This window comes from Actinokineospora globicatena, from assembly GCF_024171945.1.
Lineage (GTDB): Bacteria > Actinomycetota > Actinomycetes > Mycobacteriales > Pseudonocardiaceae > Actinokineospora > Actinokineospora globicatena.
On the sequence record NZ_JAMTCR010000002.1, the window covers coordinates 2,212,481 to 2,238,986 of the forward strand.

Here is a 26,506-nt window from a genome sequence, read left to right on the forward strand (position 1 = left end):
GCTGTCGCCGGGGTGTGTGTGGTCGGCGCTGTTGGTGTTCGTGTTGGGGCGGCGTTGTCGAGTAGAGGTCGAGTCGGGATGGACTTGGGGCTGGTATGAGCGACAACGGTGCGGGGTCGGCTGCTGAGCGCAAGCTTCGGGACTATCTGGGGCGGGTTATTGCTGAGTTACATGACACGCGGGGGCGGTTGCGGGCGGCGGAGTCGGCGGAGTTGGAGCCGGTTGCGATCGTGGCGATGAGTTGTCACCTGCCCGGTGGGGTGTCCTCGCCGGAAGAGTTGTGGCGGATGCTGGTGGACGGGGGCGATGGGATCACCTCGTTCCCCACCGACCGGGGGTGGGTTGGGGACGCGTTGACGCATCCCGACGGGCACACGTCGGTGGCTTCGGCGCAGGGTGGGTTTCTGCACGACGCGGGGATGTTCGATCCGGGGTTCTTCGGGATCAACCCACGCGAGGCCCTGGCGATGGATCCGCAGCAGCGGTTGGTGCTGGAAGGTGCCTGGGAGGTCGTCGAGCGAGCGGGTATTCACCCGAAGTCGTTGCGGGGCAGTCAGACCGGGGTGTTCGTCGGCACCAACGGTCAGGGGTACGGCGCGGGCATGCAGGCCGGGATGGCCGGGTCCGAGGGTTACCTGCTCACCGGAGGCGCCACCTCCGTGGTCTCCGGCCGTATCGCCTACACCCTGGGCCTTGAAGGTCCGGCGGTCACTGTGGACACCGCGTGCTCGTCGTCCCTGACCGCGCTGCACCTGGCCAGTCAGGCGTTGCGCTCGGGTGACTGCACGCTGGCCCTGGTCGGCGGCGTCACCGTGATGCCGCACCCGACCGGCTTCCACGAGTTCAACCGGCAACGGGGCCTGTCCTCCGACGGCCGGTGCAAGGCGTTCTCCGCGGCCGCCGACGGCATGGGCATGGCCGAGGGGGCCGCGATGATCCTGGTCGAGAAGCTGTCCGACACGGTCCGCAATGGACACCCGGTGCTGGCCGTGGTCCGTGGCTCGGCGGTCAACCAGGATGGCGCGTCGAACGGGTTGACCGCGCCGAACGGGCCGTCGCAGCAGCGGGTCATCCGGGCAGCGCTGGCCAACGCCCGCCTCTCCCCGGAAGACGTCGACGCGATCGAGGCGCACGGGACTGGTACCGCGCTGGGCGACCCCATCGAGGCGCAGGCGCTGCTGGCGACCTACGGCCAGGACCGGGAACAGCCGCTGTGGTTGGGATCGCTGAAGTCCAACATCGGGCACACCCAGGCCGCCGCCGGGGTCGCCAGCATCATCAAGATGGTGCTGGCCCTGCGGCACGAGTTGCTGCCCCGGACGCTGCACGCGACCGAGCCGACCCCGCACGTCGACTGGTCGTCGGGCTCGGTGTCCTTGCTGACTGAGGCCCAGCCGTGGCCTGCGGGCGAGCGGGTCCGCCGGATCGGTGTGTCGTCGTTCGGGATCAGCGGGACCAACGCGCACGTCATCGTGGAGGAAGCGCCGGTCGCGGAGGTCACCGCCCGTGACCTGGTCGCGCCGCCGCTCGTGCCGCTGCTGGTCTCCGGTCGCACAGCGGCTGCGCTTACCGCGCAAGCCGAACAGCTGTCCAATCTGGACGATCCCCTCGTTGACCTCGGTCTCTCGCTGGCCACGTCCCGCCAGTCCTTCGAGCACCGCGCCGTGGTGCTGGCCAACGACCGGGAGTCCGCCGTTGCCGCGATGGCCGCCGTTGTCTCCGGTGACAGCCACCCGGATGTGGTGCGCGGGGTCGTCGAGCCCGGCATGACGGCGGTGCTGTTCACCGGTCAGGGCGCGCAGGTCGCCGGGATGGGCCGGGAGCTGCACGAGACGTACCCGGTTTACGCGCAAGCGTTTGACGCGATCGTGGAGCGGATCGGTTTGCCGCTGCACGACCTGGTCTTCGGTGAGTCCGGCGAGCTGGACCGCACTGACAACGCCCAGGCCGGGCTGTTCGCGGTGGAGGTCGCGACGTTCCGGCTGCTCGAGTCCTGGGGCTTGCGGCCCGACCTGCTCGTCGGCCACTCCATCGGTGAGGTCGCCGCCGCGCACGTCGCCGGTGTGCTCTCGCTTGACGACGCCTGCGCGCTGGTCGCCGCGCGCGGCAGGCTGATGGCCGCGCTGCCCGAGGGCGGGGCGATGCTGGCCGTCGAGGCATCCGAGGCCGAGTTGGCCGCCGAGTTCCCCGGCGGCCTGCCCGACGGCGTGGATCTCGCCGCGGTGAACTCGGATCGTTCACTTGTCGTATCGGGGGATCGTCGGACTGTTGAACTGTTGGATCGTAGGTTTGTTGAACAATCGCGCAGGGTGAAGCGGTTGGCGGTGTCACACGCGTTCCACTCGCACCTGGTGGAGCCGATGCTTGCCGAGTTCGCCGAGGTCTTGGCAGGCCTGACGTTCAGCGCGCCGGTCGTCCCGCTGGTGTCGACGGTCGAGCTGGACGTCGATGTGGCGACGCCGGAGTACTGGGTGCGGCAGGTCCGCGCGACGGTCCGGTTCCACGCTGCGGCGACCAGACTGCGTGAGCGCGGCGTGACCCGGTTCGTCGAGGTGGGGCCGGACGGGGTGTTGAGCGCCTTGGTCGGCACCGGGGCCGTTGCCGTGCAGCGGGCCGGTCGACCAGGTGTCGAGTCGTTGGTTCGTGGCCTGTCCCGGCTGCATGTCGCTGGGATCGACCTGGACTGGGCTGGGATCTTCGCTCCCTGGGACGGCCGCTTGGTGCCGCTGCCGACGTACGCGTTCCAGCGGCAGCGGTACTGGCCCGCGCTCAACGCCGCCGGGGACGTGACCGCTGCCGGGCTCGGTGGCGCGGACCACCCGTTGCTCGGCGCGATGGTCTCCCTCGCAGGCAGTGACGGCCTCCTGCTTACGGGCAGGCTCTCCTCATCCACTGAGGACTGGCTGGCGCAGCACCGGGTGCACGGCTCCGCGCTGCTACCGGGTACCGCGTTCGTCGACTTGGCGTTGCGGGCAGGCGAGCAGGTCGGCTGCCCAGTGGTGGACGAGTTGACGCTGAGCACCCCGCTGGTGGTCCCGGAGCGGGGTGCGCTCCAACTCCAGGTCGAGGTCGGCGCCCCGACGGCGGACGGCACCCGGCCCATCGCGGTCCACTCCAGGCCTGACGACGGCGAGTGGACCCAGCACGCGACCGGCGTGCTGGCTCCCACTCGAGCTGGCGGTGTGTCGCTCGACGAGTGGCCGCCTGTCGGTGCGGAACCGGTTGATATCACTGGGTTCTACGACGCGGTCCAGGCCGCCGGGCTCGACTACGGCCCGCTGTTCCAGGGGCTGCGCGCGGCTTGGCGGCTCGGTGGCGAGGTCTTCGCCGAGGTCGAACTCGATGGGGACGGCGAGCGGTTCGGTGTGCACCCGGCGCTGCTCGACGCCGCATTGCACGCGATCGCCGTGGGTGGCCTGCTGGACGGCACTGATGTGCGGCTGCCCTTCAGCTGGTCCGGTGTCGCCCTGCACGCCGTCGGCGCGACAGCACTCCGGGTGCGGGTGAGCCCGGCCGGTGCGGACGCGGTGGCCCTGGTCGCCGCAGACGCCACCGGCGCACCGGTCGTCACGGTGGACTCCTTGGTCCTGCGGCCCGCTGTGCTGGCTGACGCGGGTGCGGCGCCGCGTGACACGTTGTTCCGCGTCGACTGGGTCCCGCTCGATGGCGGCGAACTCGTGCCGTGGACTCTCGTCACCGAATTGTCCGAAGTAGATGAATCGACGCCGGTCGTCGCCGTGCGGGTCGACGAGGAAGACATCAGCGCGGCGACCAAACGGGCGCTGTCTCTGGTCCAGGTCTGGCTGGCCGACCCGCGATTCGCGGAGTCCCGGTTGGTTGTGCTCACCGGCAAGATCTCCCACCCGGCGGCCGCTGCGGTCTGGGGGCTGGTGCAGGCTGCGCAGACCGAGCACCCGGGCCGGTTCGTGCTGGCTGAGGCCGCGTCGGCGTTCGCCGGGCTGGACACCGATGAGCTGCGCTTCGCCGTGCGTGATGGTGTCGTCCTCGTGCCCCGGCTCGCTCGGGTCCAGCGCGCGTCGGAACCGGAGCCGATCGACGGCACCGTGGTGATCACCGGCGGTACCGGGACACTCGGTGCGATCGTGGCTCGCCACCTGGTTGTCAAGCATGGAGTGCGGAACCTACTGCTCCTCAGCCGTCGCGGCCCCCTCGCCACCACGGACCTCGCTGACCTGGACGCCGACATCGAGATCGTCGCCTGCGATGTGGCCGACTTCGGCCAACTGCGCGATGTCCTCAGTGGACGAGACATCGGTTTGGTCGTACACGCCGCAGGCAGCACGGATGACGCCTTGGTCGATAGCCTCACCGACGAGCGGATCGACCCGGTGCTGGCCAAGGCACACGCCGCTCTGTACCTGGATGCCCTGGTTGACGACGGCGTCCCGATGGTGTTGTTCTCCTCTGCCGCTGCGACTTTCGGCGCGGCCGGGCAGGCCAACTACGCCGCCGCGAACGCCGTGCTCGACGCCGTGGCCCGCCGCCGACCGAACGCGGTGTCGGTGGCTTGGGGCCTGTGGGAAGAAGCGAGCGGGATCACCGGCAGGCTTGACGATGTCGAACGTGCGCGAGTCACCCGAGCAGGTGCGGCCCTCACCACCACCGAGGGCTTGGCACTGTTCGACGCGGCACTCGCTGGCACTGAACCGAACCTGGTCGCGCTCCGGCTCGACTTGCCCACCCAGCTGGACGGTGTTGTCCCGCCCTTGCTGCGCGGCCTGGTTCGTGGTCGTGCCCGGCGCGCCGAGGCCGCACCGACCGCAGGACTCGGTGCTCGGCTGGCCGCTCTGGGCGAGGCTGAGCGGAGCAGGACTCTGCTGGGCGTCGTCCGCGCCGAGGTTGCCGCTGTTCTCGGGCACGGGGCGGTCGAGTTGGTCGAGCCGACCAGTTCGTTCAAGGACCTCGGGTTCGACTCGCTGACCGCCGTCGAGTTGCGCAACCAGCTCGGGGCGGCGACGGGATTGCGGCTGCCCGCGACTCTGGTGTTCGACCACCCGTCACCCCGCGCGCTGGTGGACTTCCTGCTGCCCAAGCTGCTCGGTGCGGCCGGTCCGGTCGTGCGGGCGACGGCGGCACGGGCGGCGGACGAGCCGATCGCGATCGTGGCGATGAGTTGCCGCTACCCCGGTGGGGTCGACAGCCCGGAAGCGTTGTGGCGACTGGTCTCAACGGGTGGCGACGCGATCACCCCGTTCCCCACCAACCGCGGCTGGGACACCGACGGCCTCTACGACCCCGATCCCGAGTCCGCTGGGAAGTCCTATGTGGTCGAAGGTGGGTTCGTGCACGACGCGGATACCTTCGACCCGTCGCTGTTCGGCATCTCGCCGCGCGAGGCGTTGGCGATGGATCCGCAGCAGCGGCTCATGCTGGAGGCCTCGTGGGAGGTCTTCGAGCGCGCGGGCATCGACCCGACTTCAGTGCGCGGCAGCAAGACCGGTGTCTTCGCGGGCCTGATGTACCACGACTACGCCGCCACGATGCCCGTGCTGCCGGAGGGCGTCGAGGGCTACCTGGGTACTGGGACCTCGGGCAGTGTGTTGGCGGGCCGGGTGTCCTACACCTTCGGGCTTGAGGGTCCGGCGATGACCATCGACACCGCGTGTTCGTCCTCGCTGGTCGCGCTGCACCTTGCCGCGCAGGCGTTGCGGTCCGGCGAGTGCGACATGGCGTTGGCAGGCGGCGTGACGGTGCTGTCCACCCCCGCGGTGTTCATCGACTTCAGCCGTCAGCGCGGGCTGGCGTTCGACGGCCGGTGCAAGTCGTTCGCCTCGGCCGCCGACGGGACCGGGTGGTCCGAGGGCATCGGATTGCTCCTGGTGGAACGGCTCTCGGACGCGGTCAAGCACGGACATCCTGTGTTGGCCGTGGTGCGCGGGTCGGCGGTGAACCAGGACGGTGCGTCGAATGGTCTGACCGCACCGAACGGCCCATCGCAGGAGCGGGTGATCCGGCAGGCCGTCGCCAACGCAGGGCTTCAACTGTCTGATGTGGACGCGGTGGAGGCGCACGGCACGGGGACCGTTCTCGGCGACCCGATCGAGGCGCAGGCGCTGCTCGCGACCTACGGGCAGGGGCGGGACCGGCCGCTGTGGCTGGGTTCGCTGAAGTCCAACATCGGGCACTCGCAGGCGGCCGCCGGTGTCGGTGGCGTGATCAAGATGGTGCAGGCCATGCGGCACGGGGTGTTGCCGCCCACCTTGCACGTCGATGAGCCGTCGTCGCATGTGGACTGGACCTCGGGCGCCGTCGAACTGCTGACCTCGCCGGTGCCTTGGGAGAACGGCGACCGCCCGCGCCGCGCGGCTGTGTCGTCGTTCGGTGTGAGCGGTACCAACGCGCACACGGTGCTGGAGGAGTACCGGGCGCCGTTGGCGGAAGGTTCAGCCGCTTCTGTGCCTTGGGTGCTGTCGGCGACCTCCGCCGATGCGTTGCGCGCTCTGGCGAAGTCATTGTCTACTGTGGATGAACTGCCTGGCGACGTGGCGTGGACGCTGGCCACCGGTCGAGCTGACCTGGACCGCCGGGCTGTGGTGCTGGACCAGGCCGGTCTGGGTGCCGTCGCCGATGGGACGGCGGGGACGATCACCGGGGTCGCCGGGCGCGGCGGCGTCACGTTCGTGTTCCCCGGGCAGGGCTCGCAGTGGGCCGGGATGGCCGTCGGGCTGCTGTACTCGCCGGTGTTCGCGCGGGCGATCGACGAGTGCGCCGAGGCGTTGGCGCCGTTCGTGGACTGGTCGCTGCGCGAGGCGCTCACCGGCCGGGACCTGGACCGGGTCGACGTCGTGCAGCCCACGCTGTGGGCGGTCATGGTGTCGCTCGCGGCGCTGTGGCGCTCCGCCGGGGTCGAACCGGCCGCGGTCGTCGGGCACTCTCAGGGCGAGATCGCGGCCGCGGTAGTCGCGGGGGCCTTGAGTCTCGCGGATGGTGCGCGCGTTGTGGCGCTGCGCAGCCGGGCGATCGCGGAGGAGTTGCACGGCGGCGGGATGGTGTCGCTCGCGGTGTCCATGGCCGACGCCGCGGAACTGATCTCCGGGTTGCCGCTGTCGGTGGCGGCGGTCAACGGGCCGCTGTCGACCGTGGTCTCGGGTGACCCGGACGCGGTGGAGAAGCTGCTGGTCACGTGTGAGGAGCGAGGCCTGCGGGCGCGCCGGATCCCGGTCGACTACGCCTCGCACTCCGCCCACGTCGAGCGCATCGAGCAGCGGCTCTTGTGGGACCTGGCGCCGGTGGCACCGCAGGTCGGCGCGCTGCCGTTCTACTCGGCCGTCACGGGTGACCGGATCACGACCGACCGGATGGACGCCCGCTACTGGTACGACAACCTGCGCGAGACTGTGCGGTTCGAGGACGCCACCCGCGCGCTGCTGCGTGACGGGAACAGCCTCTTAGTCGAGATCAGCGCGCACCCCGTGCTGGTTACCGGGCTGCAGGAGACGCTCGATGGACGGTCCGGGGCAGTGCTAGGGACGCTGCGACGCGACGAAGGTGGCCTGGAGCGATGGTGGACCGCGCTCGCTGAGGCGTGGGTCGTGGGTGTCCCGGTCGACTGGTCTTCGGTGCTACCGCGCGGGCGGTTCGTCGAGCTGCCGACCTACCCGTTCCAGCGCGCTCGGTTCTGGCCGGATGTGGTTCACCTACCTGGCGATGTCACCGCTGTCGGACTCGGTTTTGCCGGGCACCCGCTCTTAGGTGCGACCGTGTCGGTAGCCGGGACGGACGATGTTGTGCTCACCGGTCGGTTGTCGACGGCGACACACCCGTGGCTGGCCGATCACGCCGTGCTGGGGACGGTGTTGCTGCCCGGATCCGCGTTCGTCGAGCTGGCCTTGCACGCTGGAGCGCAGGTAGGGCTGCCTTCGCTGGCTGAGCTGACTATCGAGGCGCCTCTTGTCGTCGGTGATGAGGGTGTCTCGGTGCAGGTCGTGGCCTCTAGCGCCGCTGTCGCTGTCTACTCGCGGTCGGGGGAGACCTGGGTCAGGCACGCCTCTGGGACGCTGACAGCCGATACGACTGCGGGCGCTCGGCTGGACGTCTGGCCCCCATCGGCCGCTCCTGTGCCGGTAGGTGACTTCTACGCGGCCGCCGCTGACGCGGGCTATGGGTATGGCCCCGCGTTCCAGGGCTTGCGCGCGTTGTGGCGCGGCGACGACGAGGTCTACGCGGAGATCGCTGGGCCTGCCGGTGACGGTTTCGGCCTGCACCCCGCGCTGCTAGATGCCGCGTTGCACGGGATCGGCGCACTGCGGGACGACGAGGGCGTGCGGCTGCCGTTCGCGTGGACCGGGGTGGCGCTCCATGCCGAGGGGGCCTCAACGCTGCGGGTCCGGCTTAGCGGTACCGACTCCGTGCGGCTCGACATCGCCGACGGCACGGGCGCTCCGGTGGCCACCGTGGACGGTCTGGTGCTCCGCCCGTTGACCGCCGATCAGCTGGGAGCCCGGCCGTCAGATCTGCTCTATGCGATCGACTGGGTGCCTGCCACTCCGGGACCGGTGCCCGCGCAGTGGGCCGTCGTAGGACCGGACCCGGATGGCGCTGCCGAGCACCTAGCGGCCGTGGTGCCCTCGGTCGACTGGCACATAGACCTCGCCGCGCTGGCGGAGGCCGTGGACGCCGGGATGCCGGTGCCGGAGGTCGTGGTGGTGACCGCCGCTGGCGTCGACGACCTCTTGGGCGCGCTGCAGGCGTTCGTGGTGGACGAGCGGTTCCAGGACGCCAAGGCCGTCGTGCTCGGGTCCGGCGCGCAACGTGGGCTGGTCCGGTCCGCGGCCGCGGAGAACCCGGGGCGGTTCGTGCTGGTCGACGGCGTGGAGGGGCTGTCGGCGTTGCCAGACGAGCCGGAGGTGTCTCTGCGATCGGGGACGCCGTTCGTGCCCCGGTTGGTGCGGGCGACCGGATTCGCACGGGTCCTCGACGGCACGGTGTTGATCACCGGCGGGACCGGTGGGCTGGGTGCGCTGGTGGCCAGGCACCTCGCCGAGCGCCACCGGGTCGAGCGGCTGGTGCTGCTGAGCAGGCGTGGACTCGCAGCCCCTGGTGCTACCGAGCTGGTGGCTGAGCTAGGGGTACCTGTTGAGGTCATCGCGTGCGACGCGGCGGACAAGGTAGCCCTGACTGAGGCACTGAGTGGGCGCACGGTCGATGTCGTAGTGCACGCCGCCGGTGTTCTCGACGACGGTGTTCTTGCGTCGTTGACGCCGGAGCGGCTGGCGGCGGTGATGCGGCCGAAGGCGGACGCGGCGGCCAATCTGGACGAGCTGCTCGGCGACGCGGAGTTCGTCTACTTCTCCTCGGGCGCGGCCACTTTCGGTACGCCTGGGCAGGCCAACTACGCGGCCGCCAACTCTTACCTGGACGACCTGGCCGCACGTCGCCGTGAGCGCGGGCAGTCAGCGGTCTCTATAGCGTGGGGCTTGTGGGCGCGCGAGACGGGGATGACCTCTAGCGCTGACCGGTCCGGCCCTGCCCTGTCCGACAGCGAAGGGCTCGCGCTGTTCGACGCGGCGCTAGGTGCGGACCGGGCACACGTGATCGCCGCGCGGATAGACCTACCGGGCCTGCGCGCACGAGGACACGTGCCGCCGCTGCTGCGTGGGCTAGTGCCTACCGTCGCTCGGCGGGAGCAGGACCTCACTACCCGGCTCGCGGGTAAGGGCGCTGCGGAGCAGGGGGAGATCCTGCTCGGTCTTGTCCGCGACCACGCCGCCGCCGTACTCGGCCACGCCACCGGTGACGCTGTCTCGCCTGATCGCGGGTTCACCGAGATGGGCTTCAGCTCGCTGACCGCCATCGAGCTACGCAACCACCTCGCGTCAGTCACCGACCTGCGGTTGCCGACAACGCTGGTCTTCGACTACCCGACCCCGACCAAACTCGCTGACTACCTGCTCGACCGCGTAGGCGTCGTGGACACCCCACCGCTGCTCGCCCGGCTCGACCACATCGAGGCAGACCTAGCCAGCGCCGATGACGACATCCGGTCCAGGGCTGTTGCCCGACTGCACGCGCTGGTAGCCCGCTACGACAGCGGCCCCGCGGTGGCGTCATCGCTCGCTGAGGCGTCCGACGACGAGATGTTCGCCTTCATCGACAACGAACTGGGGGCGTGATGACCTCCAGCGGGAGCACGGAGGCCAAGCTCCGCGACTACCTCAAGCGCGTCACCACCGACCTGACCCAGACCCGGCAGCGGTTGAACCAGGTCGAGCGCGAGCCGATCGCCATCGTCGGCATGGCCTGCCGGTACCCGGGCGGCGTCGACAGCCCGGACGCGCTGTGGGCGCTGGTCCGCGACGGGGTCGACGCGATCGGGGGGTTCCCCGACGACCGCGGGTGGGACCTGACGCCGTTCGAGCAGGCCACGGTGGCGTTCACCAGGGAAGGCGGCTTCCTCGACGGTGTCGCCGACTTCGACCCGTCGCTGTTCGGGATCTCGCCCAACGAGGCGCTCGGGATGGACCCGCAGCAGCGCTTGGTGCTGGAGACGTCGTGGGAGGCCATCGAGCGGGCCGGTGTCGACCCGCTCTCGTTGCGCGGCAGCCGTACCGGCGTGTTCACCGGCGTCATGTACCACGAGTACTCGGCGCGACCGCTGGACATCCCGCCGGGCGTAGAGGGGTTCCTAGGCACCGGTAGCGCTGGCAGCGTGGTCTCGGGCCGCGTCGCCTACGCGCTCGGTCTTGAAGGGCCAGCGGTTAGCGTCGACACTGCCTGTTCCAGCAGCTTGGTGGCGATGCACCTCGCCGCGCAGGCCCTGCGCAACGGGGAATGCTCACTCGCCTTGGCAGGCGGGGTGTCCGTGATGGTCACCCCGAACACGTTCGTTGACTTCGGCATGTCCGGTGGCCTTGCCTCCGACGGTCGGTGCAAGTCGTTCTCCGACTCCGCTGACGGCGCCGGGTGGGCCGAGGGCGTCGGCGTGCTCTTACTCGCCCGGCTCTCCGACGCTGAACGGGACGGGCTCCCCGTACTTGCCGTCTTACGCGGCAGCGCGGTCAACTCCGATGGCGCCTCTAGTGGACTCACCGTCCCTAACGGGCCCTCGCAACAACGGGTCATCCGGGCCGCGTTGGCGAACGCGCGGTTGAACACCTCTGACATCGACGCCGTAGAGGCCCACGGCACCGGTACCTCGCTCGGTGACCCCATCGAGGCGCAGGCCCTCCTCGCGACCTACGGCCAAGACCGCGACGAACCGCTGTGGCTCGGGTCGCTCAAGTCCAACATCGGCCACGCCCAGTCCGCCGCCGGGGTCGCGGGCGTCATCAAGATGGTGATGGCCCTGCGGCACGACCTGCTGCCGCGCACCCTGCACGCCGAGACCGCCACCTCGCACGTCGACTGGTCCGCGGGCAACGTCCACCTGCTCACCGAGCCGCGGCCCTGGCCACGCACCGAGGACCCGCGCCGGGCGGGCATCTCGTCGTTCGGGGTCAGCGGCACCAACGCCCACGTGATCATCGAGGAGTACCGGGCCGAGGTCGCCACGCGGCCGCAGGGGACGGCGCCGGTAGTCCTACCGTGGGTGATCTCGGGTAAGACGGCCGAGGCGCTGCGGGGACAGGCCGCTCGACTTCTCGACCACGCGCAGACAGCACAGCCGGTCGACATCGCTCGTTCGCTCGTTGAGTCGCGTGCGGTGCTAGATCACCGGGCTGTTGTGCTCGGGGGGTCGGCTGAGGAGTTCGCCAGCGGTCTTACCGGACTCGCCGAGGGCCGCGAAGTGCCCGGTGTTGTGGTCCGGACCGGGGACATAGGCCAGGGCGGGGTCGTGTTCGTCTTCCCCGGGCAGGGTTCGCAGTGGTCGGGGATGGTCACCTCGCTGCTTGCGACCGAACCGGTGTTCGCGGCCAGGATCTCGGAGTGCGCCGCCGCGCTCGCGCCGCACGTCGACTGGTCGCTGGAAGACGTGCTGCGCGGGGATGACGACCTCGCGCGGGTCGACGTGGTGCAGCCGGTGCTGTGGGCCGTGATGGTGTCGCTGGCCGAGCTGTGGCGGTCGGCGGGGGTCGTGCCCGCCGCCGTCGTCGGGCACTCGCAGGGCGAGATCGCGGCGGCCGTGGTGGCGGGCGGGCTCTCACTCGAGGACGGCGCGCGGGTGGTCGCGCTGCGCAGCCGCGCGATCGCCGCCGGGCTCAGCGGGGGCGGGATGGTCTCCCTCGCCCTGCCCGAGGCGGACACCGCCGAACTCGTTGGCCGCTGGTCGGGTATCAGCGTCGCGGCGGTGAACGGTCCGACATCCACTGTGGTCTCCGGTGACGCGGTAGCGCTGGACGAACTGGTCGCGCACTGCGAGTCCGCTGACATCCGCGCACGGCGGGTCCCTGTCGACTACGCGTCGCACTCCCCACACGTCGACTCGCTCCGCGACCGCCTCTTAGCTGACCTCGCCGGCATCCGGCCGCGCACTGGCAGCATCCCGTTCCACTCCGCAGTCACCGCCGCGCGCCTTGACACAGGGGCTCTTGACGCGGCCTATTGGTTCACCAATCTGCGTGAGCCCGTTCGGTTCGAGGCAGCCGTAAGAGGGCTTCTCGAATCAGGTCGATCCTTGTTCATAGAGGTCAGCCCGCATCCGGTGCTCACCTACGGCCTGAACGAGACCGTCGCCGACACCGGCACCTCCGCCGCGGTCCTCGCCACTCTCCGCCGCACCGAAGGCGACACCCGCCGCTGGCTTACCGCACTCGCCGAAGCCCACGTCCACGGTGTTGCCGTCGACTGGTCCACGCTCACTGAGCCCTGGGGTGGAGCGCGCGTCGAACTGCCGACCTACGCGTTTCAGCGCAAGCGCTACTGGCTCAACACCCTCCACACCACCACCGTTCCCGCCGCTGACAGTTGGCGCTACGAACTCGCGTGGCGTCCCGTCACGCTTACCGGCTCCGCCCCCAGCGCACCCTGGGCCGTAGTAACCAGAGGCGAGAACCCTCTAGCTGTCCGCATTGCCGCGCACCTCGGTGCCACCGTGGTCGACATCGACGCCGTGGACACCCTTGCCCTATCCCGGCCAGGCGGGGTCTTGTCCCTCTTGGCGCTAGAGGAAGACGCGACGGCTGAGCACCCGGCGGTGCCGCAGGGTTTCGCGGACACGATCAGGCTTATCCACTTTATGCACGCGGCAAAGCTCCAGGTGCCACTGTGGTGCGCGACGGTGGATGTGGTGGCTCACCCGGTGCAGGCCCTGGTGACCGGGCTCGGCCGAGTCGCCGCACACGAGTACCCGTGGTGGGGCGGGCTGGTCGAACTCCCCGCCGACGTCGACGAGCGGGTGCTGGACGGCCTCAGGACGGCGCTGGGCCAGCGCGACGAGGACCAACTGCGGATAGGCCCCGACGGCGTCTCTGCGGCCCGTCTGCGGCGTGCGGAGCCACCAGCCACGCGTGGGCGGTGGTCGCCGTCCGGGACCGCGCTGATCACGGGCGGCACCGGGGCGCTCGGCACCCACCTCGCCCGCATGCTCGCCCGAGGCGGCGCCGAGCACCTGCTGCTGCTGAGCCGCCGCGGGCCCGCCGCGCCCGGGGCCGCTGACCTGGTGGCCGAGCTGGAAGGCCTCGGCGCCCGGGTCACCGTGCTCGCCTGCGACCCGGCGGACCGGGACGCGCTGGCCGCCGTCCTCGCCGAACACCCGCCGACCTCGGTGTTCCACGCGGCCGGGGTGGTCGACTCCAGCATTCTCGACTCGCTGACCCTGGACCGGGTCGAGACCGCGTTGCGCGCCAAGGTCGCGACGGCGGTCAACCTGCACGAGCTGACCACCGACCTCGACGCGTTCGTCCTCTTCTCCTCCCTCGCCGGGGTGTTCGGCGCGGCGGGGGAGGGCAACTACGGCCCCGGTAACGCGTTCCTGGACGCCTTCGCCCACCATCGGCGCTCGCTAGGGTTACCGGCGACCTCTATCGCATGGGGGTCCTGGGACGGCGCCGGCATGGCGGAGGGTGCTATCGGCGACGCTATGACCCGCCACGGTGTCCCTCGCATGGCGCCAGACCTCGCGCTAGAAGCACTGCGCGCCGCTATCGACAACAACGACACGGCCATCGCCATCGCCGATATCCGGTGGGAGACCTTCGGCTGGTTCTTCACCGCGACCCGTCCCAGCCACCTGCTAGACGACCTCACCGGCGCCGACGACGCTCTAGAGCCCGACGAGGACCAGCCGCTGGCCGACCGACTCGCGCGAGTGTCGGCCGCCGAACGCAACCGCACCTTGCTCGCCCTCGTCCGCGAGCAGGTGTCGCTGGTGCTGGGCTACGACTCCGGCAACGCCGTCGAACCCAACCGGGCGTTCGGCGACCTGGGCCTGGCGTCGGCGGGCGCGGTCGAGCTGCGCAACCGGATCACCCTCGCCACCGGGCTGCGCGTGCCCGCCACGCTGGTGTTCGACCACCCGACCCCGGCCGCGCTGGCCCGGTTCCTCAGCTCCGAGATCACCGCCGCTCCCGTCGTCGTCCAGGCCGCGCCCGCGCCGTCGGCCGGTGCCGTTGGCGATGCGGACGACCCGATCGTCATCGTCGGCATGAGTTGCCGGTTCCCCGGCGGGGTGCGCTCGCCCGAGGACCTGTGGGAGTTGGTCGTCAACGGGGTCGATGCCATGACGCCGTTCCCGGATGACCGTGGCTGGGATCTAGCCGCGCTCTACCACCCTGATCCGGACAACCCTGGCACCACCTACGCCCGCGAAGGCGGCTTCGTCGATGACGCCACTGCGTTCGACTCGGGCCTGTTCGGGATCTCCCCGCGCGAGGCGTTCGCGATGGACCCCCAGCAGCGGTTGTTGCTAGAGGCCACCTGGGAGCTGTTCGAGCGGGCGGGGATCGACCCGTTCTCGCTGCGCGGATCCCGAACCGCTGTCTACGCGGGCACCGGCGGTCAGGACTACATGAGCTTCCTGACCGCATCCGGCAGTGAGGGCTACCTCGCCACGGGAGGCTCGCCGAGTGTCGTCTCCGGCCGAGTCGCCTACACCTTCGGCCTGGAAGGCCCAGCTCTTACCGTCGACACTGCCTGTTCGAGCAGCCTGGTCGCACTCCACCTCGCCGTGCACGCTCTGGAACGCGGAGAGTGCGACCTTGCTGTCGTCGGTGGGGTGACGGTGTTGTCCGGCCCCGGCATCTTCACCGAGTTCAGCCGCCAGCGCGGTATGTCCACCACGAGCCGGTGCAGGTCCTTCGCGGCCTCCGCCGACGGCGCCGGGTGGGGTGAAGGTGTCGGCGTCCTCTTAGTCGAACGCCTCTCTGATGCTCGCCGCAACGGCCACGATGTTCTCGCTGTAGTCCGTGGCACGGCCATCAACTCCGATGGCGCCTCGAATGGCCTGACCGCGCCCAACGGCCCCGCGCAACAACGCGTCATCCGCGCCGCGCTCGACTCGGCCGCACTTACCCCTGCCGATGTCGACGCCGTTGAGGCACACGGCACCGGTACGGCGCTAGGAGACCCGATCGAGGCGCAGGCGCTGCTCTCGATCTACGGCCAGAACCGTGATGAACCGCTGTGGCTCGGCTCGGTGAAGTCCAACATCGGGCACACGCAGGCCGCCGCGGGCGTCGCGGGCGTGATCAAGGCCGTCATGGCACTGCGGCACGGCGTCTTACCCGCGACTTTGCACGTGGACGCGCCCACTCCGCACGTCGACTGGACCGCTGGCGCTGTCTCGCTCCTCACCGACCAGCGCCCCTGGCCCGCGGTGACCCGCCCTCGTCGGATGGCCGTGTCGTCGTTCGGAATCAGTGGCACCAACGCGCACACGATCCTGGAGCAGGCACCGCTACCTGATCCGCTGACGCCAGCGTCCCCTGCGCCCGAATTGCCGTTGCCGCTGTTGTACTCAGGTAACACTGCCGACGCGTTGGAGCGTCAGGTCGACGCTGTGTCTCTTGTGGATGCTGCCGAGGCTGACGTGGCGTGGTCGTTGGCGGCTACGCGCGCGGACCTGGGGCACCGCGCGGTTGTCGTAGGTGGGAAACGCGTCCAGGATGTGGTCGCGCACGGCGAGCTGGCGTTGCTCTTCACGGGTCAGGGCTCGCAGCGCGTGGGCATGGGCGCCGAGCTGTACGCGGCGTTCCCGGTGTTCGCGGAGGCCTTCGACGCGGTGGCCGCGCGGGTCGACCTGGAACGACCCTTGCGTGAAGCTGTTGGCGACGAGGACGTCAACCAGACTGTCTATACGCAGGCAGGGCTGTTCGCGTTGCAGGTCGCGCTGTTCCGACTCGTCGAGTCCTGGGGAGTCGTGCCCGATGTGCTGGTCGGCCACTCCATTGGCGAGTTGGCCGCCGCGCACGTCGCTGGTGTCTTATCGCTAGACGACGCGTGCGCGTTGGTGTCCGCACGCGGGAGGCTGATGCAGGCGCTGCCCGAGGGCGGCGCGATGCTCGCGGTAGAGGCCACCGAGGCCGAACTGGAGCTGGGTGCAGGGGTAGACCTCGCGGCCGTCAACGGTCCGCGTTCGGTTGTGGTGTCGGGGGACGCGGCTGCTGTGGGGGAGCACGCGGCTCGGTGGAGCGAAGAGGGGCGACGGGTCAAGCGGCTCACGGTGTCGCACGCCTTCCACTCCCACCGCATGGAACCGATGCTGGAGGAGTTCGCGCGGGTCGCCAACGGGTTGACCTACCGCGCTCCGGAGATCCCGATCGTCACGACAGCCCCGGGTGCGGTCGATGGCGCTGACTACTGGGTCCGCCAGGTTCGCGAACCCGTCCGGTTCGCCGACGCGGTCGCGTCCCTCACCGGCGTCACCACGGCACTCGAACTCGGCCCGGACGGTGTGCTCAGCGCGCTCGCCCAGCACATCGTGGCCGTCCCCACGCTCCGGCCTGGACAGGACGAGCCCACGACGCTCGTGTCCGCGCTCGCCCGCCTCCACACCCGTGGTGTCCGGGTGGACTGGCAGGCCTACCTGCGGCCATGGGGTGCACGCCGGGTCTCACTGCCGACCTACCCCTTCGCGCGTGACCGCTACTGGCCTGACCCTGCGCCCGAGCCATGGTTCTACCGCGTCGAGTGGCAGGAACTGTCCACCGCGCCCACCCGGCTGTCGGGTCGATGGCACGTCTCCGGATCCGACGAGATCGCCTCGACGCTCCAGCAGGCCGGGGCGACCCTGGCCACGGACGACGCCGACGACTTGGACGGCGTCGTCGCGTTCGTGTCCTCGGCCGCTGACGTCCTCGCTGCGCTCCGCTTCGACGCCCCGGTGTGGTGCGTCACCCTCAGCGGCGTCTCCGTCTCTGATGAGCCGCTTGAGCCCCGCAGCGCCGCTGCCTGGGGCGTCGGTCGCGTCGCTGCGCTGGAGGACCCCGCCCGCTGGGGCGGGCTGATCGACATCACCGACCCGGCAGACCCAGGCCTGATCGCGGCCCTGCGATCAGGCGAGGACCAGGTAGCTGTGCGCTCCGGTCGCGCGTACGGCCGCCGCTTACGCCGTGCCGAGCGCCCGGCCGCCAGCACGGCGGCGCTGTCGACCGCCGTGCTGGCGGGCACGGTGCAAGAGGGCACCGTGCTGGTCACGGGTGGAACGGGTGCGCTGGGCGGGCACGTCGCCAGGTGGTTGCGGGGCCGCGGGGCGGCCGAGGTGGTGCTGGTCAGCAGGCGCGGGCTGGACGCGCCGGGGGCTGCGGAGTTGGCGGAGGAGGTGGGCGCGCAGGTTGTGGCCTGCGATCTCACCGACCGCGCGGCGGTAGTGGAGCTTGTAAGGCGGTTCAAGGTCTCTGCTGTGGTCCACGCGGCTGGGGTACTTGATGACGGCCTCCTTGCCGGGTTGACGCCGGAGCGGTTGTCGGCGGTAGAGGCCGCCAAGTCCGGTTCGGCGGAGTTGCTGGATGAGCTGATTCCCGCAGATGCGGTATTCGTCGCCTTCACCTCTCTGGCTGGTGTGCTCGGTAGTCCTGGGCAGGGCGCTTACGCCGCCGCGAACGCATACGTTGACGCGCTCGTGGAGCGCAGGAGGCTAAGAGGCTCTCCCGCGTTGTCCTTGGCATGGGGAGCCTGGGCTGGTGAGGGGATGGCCGCAGCTGTGGCCGACCGCCTTGTCCGGACCGGGATGCGCCCCATGGCCGTCCCACGCGCGGTCAAGGCGTTGTCGGACGCGTGGGGGCAGCAGGGTTCGCTCGTCATCGCGGATATCGACTGGGATCTCCTCGGGCCGGGATTCACCTCGGCCCGACCGAGCCCGCTGCTCTCCGACCTCGTCCACAAGGCCCCCAACCAGCCACAGCAGCAACCGCCCAGCCGTGTCCGCGGGGACCTGGCCGCGGTTGTCATCGAACTGGCCGCGTCCGTGCTCGGGCACGCCGACACCAGCGCTATCGAGGCGGGACGCCCATTCCGCGACCTGGGGTTCGACTCGTTGACCGCCCTGGAACTGCGCAACCTGCTCTCCACAGAGCTCGGTGTGCCGCTCCCCGCCGGTCTCGTCTTCGACCACCCCACCCCGGCGGAACTCGCCAAGCACCTGGCTGACCTGGCAGGTGGGGCTAACACCGTCGAGATCGTCGATAGGCCCACCGAGCGCGGTGTGGTCGAACCGATCGCCATCGTCGGTATGAGCTGTCGGTTCCCCGGCGGCGTCGACAGCCCGGAAGCACTGTGGTCGCTGGTGCGCGACGGCGGCGACGCGATGGTCGACTTCCCGACCGATCGCGGCTGGGACCTGGACGCGCTCGGCGGTTCAGCCGCTCGCGTCGGCGGTTTCCTCAATGACATCGCCGGGTTCGACGCTGGACTGTTTGGCATCTCCCCGCGCGAAGCCCTGGCCATGGACCCGCAGCAACGCCTCTTGCTGGAAGCGTCGTGGGAGGTGTTCGAGCGGGCAGGCATCAACCCGCTGTCGGTTCGTGACAGCGACATCGGCGTGTTCGCGGGCACCAACGGTCAGGACTACGCGACGCTGCTCCTCGGGTCCGACGCCGCTGTTGAGGGGCATCTAGGCACGGGCAACACCGCGAGCGTCCTCTCAGGACGGATCTCCTACGCGTTCGGTCTCCGTGGTCCCGCCATCACTGTTGACACTGCCTGCTCCAGCAGCCTGGTAGCGATGCATCTGGCCGCTAGGGCACTACGGGATGGCGAGTGCTCAATGGCGTTGGCCGGAGGCATCACGGTCATGCCTCAGCCCAGCACCTTTATCGAGTTCAGCGTTCAAGGCGGACTTGCCTTCGACGGCCGGTGCAAGGCGTTCGCGGAGGGCGCGGACGGAACTGGGTGGGGGGAGGGCGTCGGCGTTCTTCTGCTGACCCGCCTGTCTAACGCTATCGCCAAGGGGTACCGGGTCTTGGCGGTCGTGCGCGGTAGCGCTGTCAACCAGGATGGTGCCTCCAACGGGCTGACCGCTCCTAACGGCCCGGCTCAGCAGAGGGTCATCCGGGCAGCACTAGAGGACGCGCGGCTCCAGCCGTTGGACATCGACGTCGTCGAGGCCCATGGCACCGGCACCACACTCGGCGACCCGATCGAAGCGGAAGCGTTGCTCTCCACCTACGGCCGCGACCGGCAGGCTCCCCTGTGGCTCGGCTCGGTCAAGTCCAACATCGGCCACACGCAGGCAGCAGCCGGGGTGGCCGGGGTCATCAAGATGGTCATGGCGTTGCGGCACCGCGAGCTGCCCAAGACCCTGCACGCCACCCGGCCCACATCTCACGTGAACTGGTCGGCGGGCTCGGTAGCGCTACTCACTGAGAACCAGCCCTGGCCGTCAGAGGGCCTTCGCCGCGCGGCAGTGTCATCGTTCGGTCTTAGCGGCACCAACGCGCACACGATCATCGAGGAATACCCGCTAGAGGAACGGGACAGCACACGGTCCGAGGATGGCGACCTCCCGTGGCTGCTATCCGCGCGCAGTTCCGCAGCACTACGCGACTTGGCCGTGCGACTCGGCCAGGTCGACGCTGACCCGGTCGATGTAGCGACAACGCTGGCCAGCGCCCGGGCGGTCCTAGAGCACCGCGCGGTGATCGTGGGCGACTACGCGGCAGGGTTGAAGGCGCTGGCCGCAGGTGAGGAATCGCCGCACCTGCTCCAAGGCGTCGTGCGGACGCCGGTCCCGGCCGTAGAGCCGTTGCCGGATGACTTGCTGGCGCTTGCCCGAGCTTACGTCGAAGGTGTCGACATTGATTGGCCCGCGAAGGCTGGCGACTGGGGCGGGAACATCATTGACCTCCCCACCTACCCGTTCGACCGCGCTCGGTACTGGCCGGACACCGCTAAGCCTGTCTTCGCCGTCGACCCGGGGGAGCAGATCTTCTGGACGGCGGTAGAGCAAGAGGACGCTGCGGCGATCGCCGACACCCTCAGGGTTGACGTCGACACGCTCGCCGACCTCCTGCCCGCCCTGTCAGCCTGGCGCAAGACCCGACGCGATGAGTCCACTGTTGACTCTTGGCTCTACCGCGTCACCTGGCGCCCGATAGAGCTACCTGCCGCCAAGCCGACGGGTCGCTGGCTCCTCGTTACCGCTGACGACTGCCCCGCGGACCTTCGCGACCTCCTCCCAGACCTGACCGTGGCGAACCTGTCCGCAGGGCTCCCCGCAGGCGACTGGGACGGCATCCTCTCGTTGCTCCCAGCCCGGGACACCATCACGCTGCTGACCACGGTCGACGCGCCGATCTGGGCGCTCACCAGGGGCGCCGTGAGCACCGGCCGGGCCGACGCGCCACCCGACCCCGACCAGGCGCTCCTCTGGGGCCTGGGCCGGGTCGCCGCCTTGGAGCACCCGGCCCGCTGGGGTGGCTTGATCGACCTCCCCACCGCACTGGACGACCGGGCGCGCACCCGGCTCCTAGCCGTCCTCGCGCAGCCCGGCGAGGACCAGGTCGCCATCCGGCCGTCAGGGGTGTTCGCGCGACGACTCACCCGCGCTACCAACACTCACCGCCCAACGGCAGCCCCCGCAGGCCAGATCCTCATCACGGGCGGCACCGGCGCGCTCGGCGGGGCAGCGGCGCGGTGGTTGGCCGACCGTGGCGTGACCGAGCTGCTGCTGGTCAACCGTTCCGGCGCGCCGAGCCGCGACCTCGTCGACGACCTGGCCAGCCGGGGCGCCACCGCGAAGGTCGTCGCGTGCGATGTGGCCGACCGGGACGCGCTCGCGGCGCTGCTGGCCGAGCACCAGGTCACCGGCGTGATCCACGCGGCGGGTGTGGCGAGCACCGTCCCGCTGGAATTCACCTCGCCTGACGAGTTCGACGACGCCCTGAGCGCCAAGGTCCTCGGTGCGCATCACCTCGACGAACTCGTCCCCGATGCGGAGTTGTTCGTCCTCTTCTCGTCAATCGCCGGTGTCTGGGGTAGTGGCGGACAAGCCTCTTACTCTGCTGCGAACGCTTACCTAGACGCGTTGGCTGAGCGTCGTCGAGCACAAGGCAAGGCTGGCGCCGCACTCGCGTGGGGACCATGGGCAGGCGCGGGTATGGCCGAACGCGCTCATGACTACCTGCGCAAGCGCGGCATCAACCCGCTACGACCCGACCTCGCTGTCACCGCGTTGGCGTTGACCGAGTCGACCACCGTGGCAGACATCGACTGGGCCAGGTTCGAGCCCTCTTTCACCACTGGGCGACCTAGTCCGCTCTTGGCCGAGTTCGCCACGGTCACCGCTGACACGCCCGTTGTCACCAGCATCGATGGGATCCGCGAGCTGGTCTGCCTAGAGGTGGCCGGCGTTCTCGGTTACCCCGAACCCGTGGCCGCTGACGTGCCGTTCACCGACCTCGGTGTCGACTCGCTGACGGCCGTCCAGGTCAGGGACCGGATCGCGGCCGCGACCGGCGTCCGGCTGCCGTCAACCCTGGTCTTCGACTATCCGACCCCGGACGCTGTGGCGGACGAACTGGTGGCCCGGATCGGGGGCGACGCAAGTACCGCCATAGAGGCTGCGACACCCGCCGAGGTCGCGGACGACGCCATCGCCATCGTGGCCATGAGCTGTCGCTTCCCAGGCGGGGCTACCTCGCCAGAGGCGTTGTGGGACCTCGTGGCCGATGGGGTCGACGCGATGTCGCCGTTCCCCGATGACCGAGGCTGGGACCTCGCGGCCGCCGGTGAGATCACCGCTGAGGGCGGGTTCGTGCACGACGCCACGGACTTCGACGCGGAACTCTTCGGCATCTCACCCCGCGAAGCCGCCGCGATGGACCCCCAGCAGCGCCTCTTGCTCGAATCCACCTGGGAGCTCCTAGAGCGCGCAGGCATCGCACCCGACTCGCTGCGCGGCAGCACTACCGGCGTGTTCGTCGGCGCCTCAGCCTCTGGTTACGGGGCTGGCGGTGTGCTTCCGGCAGGGTCGGAGGGCCACGCGATGACCGGGACGTCCAACAGCGTCCTGTCCGGCAGGGTCGCCTACTCGTTCGGCCTGGAAGGCCCAGCGGTTACCGTTGACACTGCCTGCTCCAGCAGCCTTGTCGCGCTACACCTGGCTGCCCAAGCACTGCGCTCCGGAGACTGTGCCTTGGCGGTCGCGGGTGGCGTCGCGGTCATGCCGACGCCCACGGTGTTCGCCGAGTTCTCGCGCCAAGGCGGGCTTGCCACCTCCGGTCGATGCCGCTCGTTCGCGGAAGGCGCGGACGGCACGGGATGGGGCGAGGGCGTCGGCCTCTTGCTCGTGGAACGGCTCTCCGACGCGCGGCGCAACGGCCACCAAGTGCTGGCCTTGGTCCGCGGCTCGGCCGTGAACTCCGATGGTGCCTCCAACGGCCTGACCGCCCCGAACGGCCCTTCCCAGCAGCGAGTCATCCGGGCCGCGCTCGCGGGCGCCGGGCTGGCTCACTCCGATGTGGACGCGGTGGAGGCGCACGGTACGGGCACCGCTCTGGGCGACCCGGTCGAGGCGCAGGCCTTGCTCGCCACCTACGGGCGCGATCGCGTCGAACCGCTGTGGCTGGGGTCGGTGAAGTCGAACATCGGCCACACGCAGGCGGCGGCGGGCGCGGCCGGGATCATCAAGATGGTCGAGGCCATGCGGCGCGGAGTGCTGCCCGGCACCCTGCACGTCGACGAACCGTCCAGCCACGTCGACTGGGACTCTGGCGCGGTGCGGCTGCTCACCTCGCCGCGCCCATGGCCCGAGGTCGACCGCGCCCGTCGGGCCGGTGTGTCGTCGTTCGGGATGAGCGGGACCAACGCGCACGTCATCATCGAAGGCGTCGCGGAGGTTGCGGTAGCGCAAGAGGACGGCACCGCGCCGACCGTCGTGCCGTGGGTGATGTCGGGACGATCCGATGCCGCACTACGAGCCCAGGCACGACAACTGCTGACCGTTGCGGACTACGACCTAGTCGGTGCCTCTAGGGCTCTAGCAACCGAACGGGCCAGGTTGCCCCACCGCGCTGTCGTCCTCGCTGGCGATGCCGTCGGACTACGTCGCAGCCTCACCGCGTTGGCCGAAGGGCACACCGATGCCGCTGTCGTGCGAGGTACCGCAGGCAAGGGCGGGTTGGCCTACCTGTTCCCCGGCCAAGGCGCGCAGCGTGCTGGCATGGGCAAGGGGCTCTACGCCGCCTTCCCCGCTTACGCCGACGCTTTCGATGCCGTCTGTGCGCATCTTGACCTACCGCTGCACGACGTCATCGACACCGAGGGCGTTCACGAAGCCATCTATACCCAGACCGGCCTCTTCGCGGTCGAGGTCGCGTTGTTCAGGCTGCTTGAGTCGTGGGGGCTAACGCCTGATGTCCTAGCCGGACACTCCTTCGGCGAACTGGCGGCCGCGCACGTGGCTGGCATCCTGTCGCTTCAAGACGCGTGCACGCTGGTGAGCGCCCGGGCCCGGTTGATGCAGGAGTTGCCTGATGGCGGCGCCATGCTCGCCGTCCGTATGACCGAGGCCGAGGTTCTTACGGCCATTGAAGGCCACCAGGTCGACATTGCCGCCATCAACGCCCGGGACTCGGTAGTCCTGTCTGGCGACGTTGACGTCATCGACGAGTTGGAAGCTCTAGCCCGCTCCTCCGACCGGCAGGTCAAACGCTTGCGGGCCGCCCGTGCCTTCCACTCGCACCGCATGGAGCCGGTGCTTGAGTCCTTCGCGAAGGTCGCGCGAACCGTCCACTACGACCCCGCGAGGCTCCCGATTGTGTCGACCCTGACCGGGCAACTCGACACCGGCGACATGTCGACACCGGACTACTGGGTCCGCCAGATCCGTTCTACTGTCCGCTTCGCCGACGCCGTCCGCGCACTACGCGATCGCGGCGCGACCAGGTTCCTGGAGATCGGCCCCGACAGCCAGCTCACGGCCCTCGCCGACCAGACCCTCACCCACCCCGGCGACACGCGCCCGGCGACCGCCGTCGCGGCCCAGCGCGCGGGCAAGGACGAGGCCGCCTGGCTCGTGGCCGCGGTGGCTGCCCTGCACGTCAACGGCCAAGACGTCGGCTGGGAACACCTCCTGCGGGGTTGGGGCGGCCAACGAGTCGCTCTACCCACCTACGCATTCCAGCGGAAGCGCTACTGGGTCGACGCCGTAGGCACGCCCGTCGCCGCCGAGCACACACCCGCACCCCTGGCGACGACATCCACGCTCGACCTAGTCCAAGCCGCGACAGCGCGCGTCCTCGGCCACGCCGACCCGGCCGCCGTCGAAGTCGACCGCGAGTTCCTAGAGCTCGGCCTGGACTCTCTTACAGCGCTGGACCTGCGCGCGCTGCTCAAGGACGAGACCGGCGTCGACCTGCCCGCGAGCATCGTGTTCGACCACCCGACGCCCGCCGACCTAGCCCGCCACCTGGAGGGCGAGCCCACCGCCGCCACGACCTCAGGACTCCTGGAAGGCCTCTATAAGGAGGCTCTCCGTACCGGCAGGGTGTCCGAGTTCCTGGCCTTCCTCGGCGACGCCGCCAAGTTCCGCCCCGCCGCCGACCGCCTCACCGAGATCACCAATCCCGCGCGCCGGGTAGCCCTAGCGAGCGGCGACGCACCAGGGCTCCTCTTGTGTTGCAGTGGCCTAACCGCTGGCGGCGGCCCCCACGAGTTCGCACGACTCGCCGCCGCGCTGCGGGGCAAGCGGGCGGTGTCAGCTATACCGCTGCTCGGCTACGGCCGCGACGACCTTCTCCCGTCCACTCAAGAGGTCGCGTTGGACTGGCTGGCCGAAGCAGTCCCACAGGACACCCCGGTCGTCCTGCTCGGGCACTCCGGTGGCGCCACCCTCGCCCACAGCCTTGCCAGCAGACTTGCCGCTCTAGGCAGGCCCCCGGCCGGACTCGTCCTTGTCGACATCTACCCCTTAGACCACCCGGTGATGACTGAGTGGTCAGGCGAGCTGTCCGAGGGCGTGTTCGAGCGCCGCGACCAGTACGTGTCCATGGACGACGCCAGGCTGACCGCGATGGCCTGGTACGGACGGCTGTTCTGGCGGGTGCCCGACGCGGAACCCGCCATCCCCACGCTCTTGGTGCGCGCGACCGAGCCGCTGGGGGAGACGACCGGTGAGTGGCGCAGCGCATGGCCCGGGGCGTCCACTGTGGACGTCGCGGGCAACCACTTCACCATGATGGCCGAACACGCCGGGTCGACCGCCGACGCGGTCAACCACTGGATCGCCGAACTCGTCGGCGACCAGCCCCAGGAAAGGAAGCACCAGCGATGACCGAAGTCCTGGCCCGCGCGAGCGGCGTGACCCGCCGCTACGGCGACGTGGTCGCCGTGGACAACCTCACCGTGGAGATCCCGGCCGGGCAGCTGCTCGGCCTGCTCGGTCCCAACGGCGCGGGCAAGTCCACCCTGATCAACATGTTCGTCGGCCTGCGCAAGCCCAGCTCGGGCACGGTCGAGCTGTTCGGCCACGACCCGCGCGACGTGCGGGCGCGGCGGCGGATGGGGATGACCCCGCAGGAGACCGGCATGCCGGAGACCCTGCTCGCCGGTGAGGTGATCGAGTTCGTCGCCGCGCACTACCCGAACCCGATCTCGCGCAAGGAGCTGCTGGCCCAGTTCCACCTCGAGGACGTCGAGCGCCGCCAGACCGGTGGCCTCTCCGGCGGCGAGAAGCGCAGGCTGGCCATCGCGCTGGCCTTCGTCGGCCGCCCCGACCTGGTGTTCCTCGACGAGCCCACCACCGGCCTGGACGTCGAGGTGCGGCGCGCGCTGTGGGACGGGGTGAAGGCCTACAACGCCGCGGGCGGCACGGCCGTCATCACCAGCCACTACCTCGAGGAGATCGAGGAGCTGGCCCAGCGGGTCATCATCATCGACAACGGCCGCGCGGTCGCCGACGACAGCGTCGAGGCGCTGCGCCGGGTCAGCGGGCTGCGCAAGGTCACCATCCGCGCGCTCGAGGTCCCGTCGCTGCCCGGTGTCGTCGGCGTCGAGCAGTCCGGTGACGTGGTCAGCCTCATCACCGCCGACTCCGACCAGCTGGTGCGCGACCTGGTCGCCTCCGGGGCCCCGTTCGCCGACCTCGAGGTCAGCTCGGGCTCGCTGGAGGACGCCTTCCTCGCCTACACCACCAAAGCCCCGACCGCGGCCCCCACGGCCTAGGAGACCTGAC

At 70.1% G+C, this 26,506-nt stretch carries 2 protein-coding genes and 2 pseudogenes; all 4 read left to right on the forward strand.

Features of this window, described 5'->3' with window-relative positions; all coding sequences use genetic code 11:
• Positions 1–95 precede the first annotated feature (95 nt).
• The 4 genes and pseudogenes from LV79_RS10150 to LV79_RS10160 all read left to right on the forward strand — a co-directional run bounded on the left by LV79_RS10150 (position 96) and on the right by LV79_RS10160 (position 26,496).
• A complete protein-coding gene (locus tag LV79_RS10150; RefSeq protein ID WP_253834427.1) occupies positions 96–10,133 on the forward strand; it encodes a type I polyketide synthase in 10,038 nt (3,345 codons plus the stop codon).
• Positions 10,133–24,415 (forward strand): annotated as a pseudogene (locus LV79_RS10155) (type I polyketide synthase); the annotation flags it as partial. The gene LV79_RS10150 and the pseudogene LV79_RS10155, both read left to right, overlap by 1 nt.
• 141 nt (positions 24,416–24,556) lie before the next feature.
• A pseudogene (locus tag LV79_RS34875) lies at positions 24,557–25,606 on the forward strand (alpha/beta fold hydrolase); the annotation flags it as partial.
• Positions 25,603–26,496 carry an ABC transporter ATP-binding protein gene (locus LV79_RS10160; protein ID WP_253834431.1) on the forward strand — a complete coding sequence of 298 codons (894 nt, stop codon included), beginning with the start codon at positions 25,603–25,605 and terminating at the stop codon, positions 26,494–26,496. The pseudogene LV79_RS34875 and the gene LV79_RS10160, both read left to right, overlap by 4 nt.
• Positions 26,497–26,506: the final 10 nt, after the last annotated feature.

Coding starts and splice junctions, on each gene's coding strand:
- LV79_RS10160 (WP_253834431.1), top strand. CDS start 25,603: ATGACCGAAGTCCTGGCCCGCGCGAGCGGCGTGACCCGCCGCTACGGC.
- LV79_RS10150 (WP_253834427.1), top strand. CDS start 96: ATGAGCGACAACGGTGCGGGGTCGGCTGCTGAGCGCAAGCTTCGGGAC.